Raw genomic sequence first — 6294 nt, forward strand, 5'->3', positions numbered from 1 at the left:
CCGTCGCCGCGCGGCACCCGCGGACCGTCGCCGCATAGGATGGCAATTTCATCGCCGTTCGTGGAACAGGAGCAGATCGTGGGCGCGTTGTGGCACGGGTTCGCAGACATGGGTGTCGTCGAGCGGGACGGTGCGTTCGTCGTCGCGCGCGGAGAGGGCGCCTACATCTGGGATTCCGCCGGCACCCGCTATCTCGACGCGACCGCCGGCCTGTGGTTCGCGAACGTCGGCCACGGCCGCTCCGAGATCGGTGACGCGGTGGCGGCGCAGCTGGCGAAGGTGGCGCACTACTCCAACTTCGGTGACCTCGCCGCGGAGCCGACCGTCGAGCTGGCCGAGCGGCTCGCGACGATCGCTCCCGTTCCCGGCAGCAAGATCTTCTTCACCTCGGGTGGTTCCGATTCGATCGACACCGCGGCCAAGCTGACGCGCCGCTACTGGCAGGAGATGGGCCGGCCGGAGAAGACCCTCGTCGTCAGTCGCGAGAAGGCTTACCACGGCATGCACGTCGGAGGCACGTCGCTCGCCGGGATCCCCGTCAACGCCGAGGGGTACGGGAACCTGTGGGACGACGCCGCGAAGGTGGCCTGGGACGACGCGAAGTCGTTGCTCGCCCTCATCGAGCGGGTCGGCGCGGACCGGATCGCGGCGTTCTTCTGTGAGCCGATCATCGGCGCGGGTGGGGTGTACCTGCCGCCGGAGGGCTATCTCGCCGAGGTCCGCGACATCTGCCGCGAGCACGACGTGCTCTTCGTGGTCGACGAGGTGGTCACCGGCTTCGGCCGCATCGGCGGGTCGTGGTTCGCCTCTGGCCGGTTCGGACTGGAACCCGACCTGATCACCACGGCGAAGGGCCTCACCTCGGGGTACGTGCCGATGGGCGCGGTGTTCGTGGCGCCGAAGGTGGCCGAGCCGTTCTTTGCCGGCGGGGTGTGGTGGCGGCACGGCTACACCTACGGCGGGCACGCCGGTGCCGCCGCGGCTGCCCTGGCGAACCTGGACATCATCGAGCGCGAGAACCTGCTCGACGAGTCGGCGCGGTTGGAGCGGACCCTGCACGAGAAGCTGTCCCCGCTGGCCGAGCACCCGCGCGTCGCGGAGGTCCGCAGTGGTCTCGGCGCCGTCGCCGCAGTGCAGCTCGCCGACCCGGGTGAGGCGCTGGAGTTCGTGAAGGCGCTTCGGCGGCACGGGGTTTCGAGCCGGGCGGCGGGACAGGGTGCGCTGCAGATCTCGCCGTCGTTCGTGATGACGGACGAGCAGGTGCAGGGCCTCGTGGACGGGTTCTCCTCGGCCCTGGGTTGATCGACGATCGAGCGGCGCCGACCGTTCGGCACCGGCACCGCGGGTCGCGTCAGCGGCGGGGGCGAAGCCGTTGCAGCACAGTGCAGATCCGCTCGCGCAGTCCCGTGGGCACGTCGTCCAGCGGCACCGCGCCCTGCGTGTCGTGCGCGGCGGCGACGCGGGCGTAGCGGTCGTGGAGCACCGTGCGTACCTCGTCGGGCGTGTGGGCGCGTCGTCTGCGCTCGTCGCGCGCGACGACTGCGCCCGTCGCCGCGACGCCGACCACACCGGCGAGTCCGACGAGCTTCCACCACTGCCTGCCCTTCAATGCCATGGGCGCGAGCCTAGACGGCAGGGATTCGGCTGGGGCCGCGCTCACCTGGGACCGATGCTCGCCACCGTCGACCGGCGCGATCGCCCGGACGCTCCGGCCGAACAGTGTGCCTCAGGGCCTGTCCGGTACTCCGTTGCGTCCCTGCGCGGCCGTATCCGGCTGCGGGCTTGTCCGGAATTCGAATCGGCTGCCGACGGCATTGGGGTGGAAGGCGTCCGGGAGGGCGGTGAACAGCGCGTGCTGCGCCTTCCACGACGTGCAGTGGGCGGGCACGACCACGGCCGGATCCGCCGCGGCGAGGGCGGTCACCGTCCGGGGGACGATCGGGCCGTCGCGGAGATGGAACCCGCCGAGGACGGCATGGAGCCGGCCGACCCCGGTGAGCCGCTCGGCGTGCTCGAGGATGTTGATCAGCCCGGCGTGCCCGCATCCGGTGAGCACGACGAGTCCCCGGTCGCGTAGGTGCAGGACGACGGCCTGGTCGTCGTGGATGAGCGGGTCGGGCCGCCAGCGGCCGTGCCGGTGGGCTTGATGGCCCGGCATGCCGGTCTCGTACTCGGTGGTCCGGGCGATCCGGCCGGTCACCAGGAGCATTCCGTCCAGCAGGAAGGAGGGGCGCCGGTTCTCGACGACGACGAATCCCGCGCCCTCGATCGCCGCGCGGCTCGGCGTCGGTAACTCGAAGGCGCCGTCGGGACCGACGATGCGCCGCCTCGTCCAGAAGTCGGGGTGCACGAGGATCGGCAGGTGCCGGGAACCGAGCCGGCGGGCGAGGCCCTGCAGACCCATGACGTGGTCGAAGTGGCCGTGGCTGAACACGATCGCCTCGATGCCGTCCGGAGAGATCGCCAGCCGATCGAGATTCGCCATCAGACCGTCCGGCGTGGCCCCCGCGTCGTAGAGCACGCGGTGCGTGGTTTCGCCGACCCGGACCTCGATCAGTACGGAGAACCCGTGCTCCGCTCGGAGGAGGTCGACAGTCCGGAATCCGACCGCCAGATCGCTGGGGACGATCGGGAGCGGACCTGCCGATCCGGCCGGCCCCCAGCGGCGGACGGGCCCCACGTCGGGCAGCAGCACGTCGGAGGAGTTGTCCACCAGCGTCGTCACATCGACCGCGTCGACCGGCCGGAGCTCCACCCGTACCGGGTCCCGCTCCGGCAGCTGTCCGGCGGATCGTCGATCGCGGGTCTCCGCTCCCGTCCTCACGCCCTCCTCCTTCCGGTGGATACGGTGAAACAGCCTTCGGCCGGCCGGGCCGTCAGTGCTCGGGGCCGAGGTCGGTGAAATCGGGACGGAAGGGCGCCTCGCTGCCCGTCCGCAGATCGAACGTGCTGCGGTTCTGCGTGAGAATGTCCGTGCCGTAGACGTGGATCGAGATCGCATCGGTCCCGTCGAGTGCCTCCACCGAGTGGATCGTTCCGTCGGGAACGACGGTCACCGTGCCCCGCGGGTTCACGAAGGTGTCGGCAACCTGGAGCCGGGCCCTGCCCGGCACACTCCCGTCGTCGAGCCGGCGATACCACGTCTCCCGTTCCCGGCCCCGATACACGCCGACCACGGCCCACGTGCCGTGATTGTGCGCCGGAGTGCTCACTCCGGCCTTGAACACCGCCACCAGGATCGACAGGTGCCCGTCCGAGGCCCGGTAGAGGGGGTACAGCACCCAGTCCCGCGTCTCGGGACGCTCCTGGTACTGCGGGTCCAGCCAGTCGCTGTCGTCGGCGACTGCTGCGGCCAGAACCGCACGGACCGCCTCCGGTCCGTCGCGCAGTGCGGACGCCTGTCGTAGGCGGGGGATCAAATCGTGGATCGACTGCCGGTGGCCGACTTCGGTGTGCCTGTTCATGATGCACCTCCTGCAACCGCTCTCGAAGAGAACGGTATGCGCACAACAGTGATGAATGCATCGGTACCAGTACGGACGTCGCGCGCCGTCCCGGTGGTGCCGGGCGCCGGCTCACAGACCGAATTCGACCGTCCGCCGCACCAGCTCCACCCTCGAGTTGATGCCGAGCTTCGCGTAGATGTTGGCGAGGTGGGTCTCCACGGTTCGCTCGCTGATGAACAGGCGCCGGCCGATCTCGGGGGAGCTGAGTCCGGCGACCGCCAGCGCGCCCACCTCCCGTTCGCGGGTGCTCAGGGCCTCCGGCCCCCAGGCCGGGCGGTCCCGGCGGCCCCGCCGTACCCCCGTCAGGAAGGCCTCGATCTCGATCAGCACCGCGTCCATGTCGCCGATCCAGGGCCAGTGATCGATCCCGGGCAGTTCGACGAGTGTCGCGCCCGGAACGCGCGCCGCGACGTAGCGGGAATGCTCGACCGACAGCCACGGATCGTCGACGTGGTGGAGCAGTAGCGTCGGCACCCGAATCTCGTGCAGCCTCGGACGAAGATCGGTCGCGGCGCAGAGCCGGAACAGGTCCCGTGCCTGCGCCGGGCCCGCCGCCGCCCGGGCGTGACGCGCGAACCAGGATCGATACCGCTCGTCCCCGGCCAGGGTCGGATTCATCGACGCGATGCCGGAGCCCGTCGCCCACCCCTCGTCGATGCCGGCCAGGACCGACGAGAAGAACTCCTCGCTCCACCCCGCCGCATACCCGTCGTCCTCCAGGAGCCGGGCATGGGCGTCCCACAGGATCATCGAACGTGTGCGGCCGGGGTACTTCAACGCGAACGAGGTGCAGATCCCGGCGCCGACGGCGACCCCGAACAGGGTCGCCCGCCGGGACCCGGCGGCGTCCATCACGGCGCGGATGTCCTCGACGCAGGCGTCCATGGACACCTCCTCCCGCGGCACGTCCGACAGGCCGGTGCCCCGCTTGTCGAACCAGATCAACCGGGCGAACGACGCCAGGCCGCGCAGGAAACGCGCGAAGAACCGCTCCTCCCAGGCGAGGTCGAGGTGCGAGACGAATCCCGGAACGAAGACGAGGTCGGGTCCCGCCTTGCCCAGCACCTGGTACGCGATGCTGACATCCCCGCTGGCGGCGTACCGGACCTCGTGGTCCATCCCTGCACCGTAGCGCCGTCTGCCGCGCTGTCAACCTCGGGTGAGGCGCAGCGAGGCGGGGCAGCGACGGCGGGCCGGCCACCACCTCCCGTGCTCGGCGGCCGGATCCCGTTACCTCCCCGCGTGAGAGGCTGTCGGTCATGCAGCAGCGGAGCTCAGCGCAGTCCCGGATCACCCTCGACGAGGCGGTGGAACTGACCCGCACCGGCGACCTCTGGATCTTCCGCGGCAGCAGCCACGCCGACCGGGCGATCCAGACGCTGACCAACGCCCCCGTCAACCACGTCGGCATGGCGGTGGTCCTCGCTGATCTGCCATCGCTGATGTGGCATGCCGAGCTGGGCAGGAGCCTGCCGGACATGTGGACCGGCCGGCACCACCGCGGTGTGCAGCTGCACGACCTGCGCGAGGCGGTGCAGGTGTGGAGTGCCCGGTACGGGCAGCGCGGCTGGCTGCGCCAGCTCGGCGTCGAGGTGACGCCGGAGCAGGAGGATCAGCTGCTGCGCACCGTCGCCCGGCTGGACGGCACGCCGTTCCCCTCGACGGGCCGGCTGGCGGGGCGCTGGTTCGCGGGCCGGCTGCCGTGGCGGAAACGCACGTCGGATGCGGGTCTCGAGCGCGCGTACTGCGCCGAGGTGGTGGGCGCGACCCTGGAGGCGATGGGGCTGCTCGAGCAACGCGGGCGCGGCAGCAACTGGTACGACCCCGGACGGTTCTGGAGCGGGGACCGGATGCCGGCCGCGCCCGGGGTCGCATGGGGGCGCGAGATCGAGGTCGTGCCTCCCGAAAACGGGTGAGGGGCTGGTGCGCTCGGTCGCCCCGCCGGAGGCCCACGCCGCCGGATAGGCCCGTTTGCCGGGCCCGCGCGACGACTTCGCGGGATCATGAGCCCATGTCGCGTCCCGCCATCGCACTGCAGGTCTACGTCCTCGACACGCCGGACCCGTCCGGGCTGGCCTCGTTCTACGCCGTGCTGCTCGGCTGGGACATCGACGACGCCGCCACCGACGACGACTGGGTCCAGTTGCGCGCCCCGGCCGGCGGGGGCCTGGCGTTCCAGCTGGCCCCCGAGTTCACCCCGTCGACGTGGCCGGACGACCGGGTCGGGCTGCAGGCACACCTGGACCTCGAGGTCGACGACCTCGACGCCGCGGAGGAGTGGGTGCTGCGGCACGGCGCAACCCGCGTCGTCGGGCCCAACCCCAGCCCGACCTTCCGCACCTACCGGGATCCGAGCGGCCACCTCTTCTGCCTGGTGCGGTCCGCGTGAGCGGTCCGTGTTCCGGCCCGGGGCCTCCCGGGCGGCTACCGGCGCCGGCGCGCCCGTCCGGCGCTCTTCGGCCGGCCCGCGTTTCCGCGGCGGGTCTTCGGCTTCTTGTCGCCGACCACCTTCTTCGGCTGCGATCCCTGCCGCTCCCCGCGCCGTTTCTGCTTCGGCTGGGACTCGTCCTGCCGGCCGCGGGAGCTGTTGGCGGTGCGGCCGCGCACGATCCCGACGAACTCCTCGACCAGATCGGTGGTCCGCTCCGAAAGCCACACCAGGCCCACCTGCGACTGCGGGGCACGATGCTCGGCGGACGCTGGACGCACGGGCCGCTAGCCTGAGCGGGTGAGCGAAGAGTCCGCCCCGGTGTTCCGGCTGGCCTACGTCCCCGGGGTCACCCCCGCG

General features: G+C 71.5%; 7 protein-coding genes and 1 pseudogene. 3 read left to right on the plus strand and 5 right to left on the minus strand.

Annotation, left to right across the window (positions count from 1 at the left end; all coding sequences use genetic code 11):
• Window positions 1–39: 39 nt before the first annotated feature.
• On the plus strand, window positions 40–1302 hold the full coding sequence (locus AIIKEEIJ_RS28460) for an aminotransferase family protein (protein WP_006935041.1): 1263 nt from the start codon (window positions 40–42) through the stop codon (window positions 1300–1302).
• 49 nt (window positions 1303–1351) lie between these two features.
• Here the strand turns inward: AIIKEEIJ_RS28460 and AIIKEEIJ_RS28465 are convergent, their stop codons facing one another.
• The 4 genes from AIIKEEIJ_RS28465 to AIIKEEIJ_RS28480 all read right to left on the minus strand — a co-directional run bounded on the left by AIIKEEIJ_RS28465 (window position 1352) and on the right by AIIKEEIJ_RS28480 (window position 4625).
• Entirely contained in the window at window positions 1352–1615 is a 264-nt protein-coding gene (locus AIIKEEIJ_RS28465; protein WP_006935037.1) for a hypothetical protein, read from the minus strand.
• Window positions 1616–1726: 111 nt separating this feature from the next.
• Complete coding sequence (locus AIIKEEIJ_RS28470; protein ID WP_230304461.1) at window positions 1727–2824, minus strand: MBL fold metallo-hydrolase; 1098 nt, start codon at window positions 2822–2824, stop codon at window positions 1727–1729.
• Between the two features lie 52 nt (window positions 2825–2876).
• Window positions 2877–3464, minus strand: a complete 588-nt coding sequence (locus tag AIIKEEIJ_RS28475) for a cysteine dioxygenase family protein (RefSeq protein ID WP_161997065.1) — start codon at window positions 3462–3464, stop codon at window positions 2877–2879.
• A gap of 111 nt (window positions 3465–3575) precedes the next feature.
• Window positions 3576–4625, minus strand: a complete 1050-nt coding sequence (locus AIIKEEIJ_RS28480) for an alpha/beta fold hydrolase (protein ID WP_161997066.1) — start codon at window positions 4623–4625, stop codon at window positions 3576–3578.
• A 140-nt stretch (window positions 4626–4765) separates the two neighbouring features.
• On the opposite strand from AIIKEEIJ_RS28480, the gene AIIKEEIJ_RS28485 reads away from it, so the two are divergent.
• Complete coding sequence (locus tag AIIKEEIJ_RS28485; protein ID WP_161997067.1) at window positions 4766–5422, plus strand: hypothetical protein; 657 nt, start codon at window positions 4766–4768, stop codon at window positions 5420–5422.
• Window positions 5423–5517: 95 nt separating this feature from the next.
• Window positions 5518–5895, plus strand: coding sequence for a VOC family protein (locus AIIKEEIJ_RS28490; protein WP_006935029.1), 378 nt, complete (start codon window positions 5518–5520; stop codon window positions 5893–5895).
• 35 nt (window positions 5896–5930) lie between these two features.
• On the opposite strand, the pseudogene AIIKEEIJ_RS28495 reads toward AIIKEEIJ_RS28490, so the two are convergent.
• Window positions 5931–6188, minus strand: a pseudogene (locus tag AIIKEEIJ_RS28495) (LysR family transcriptional regulator); the annotation flags it as partial.
• Between the last annotated feature and the right edge of the window lie 106 nt (window positions 6189–6294).

Source organism: Rhodococcus sp. YH1, assembly GCF_009939605.1.
In the GTDB taxonomy this organism is placed as follows: Bacteria; Actinomycetota; Actinomycetes; order Mycobacteriales; family Mycobacteriaceae; genus Rhodococcus; species Rhodococcus aetherivorans.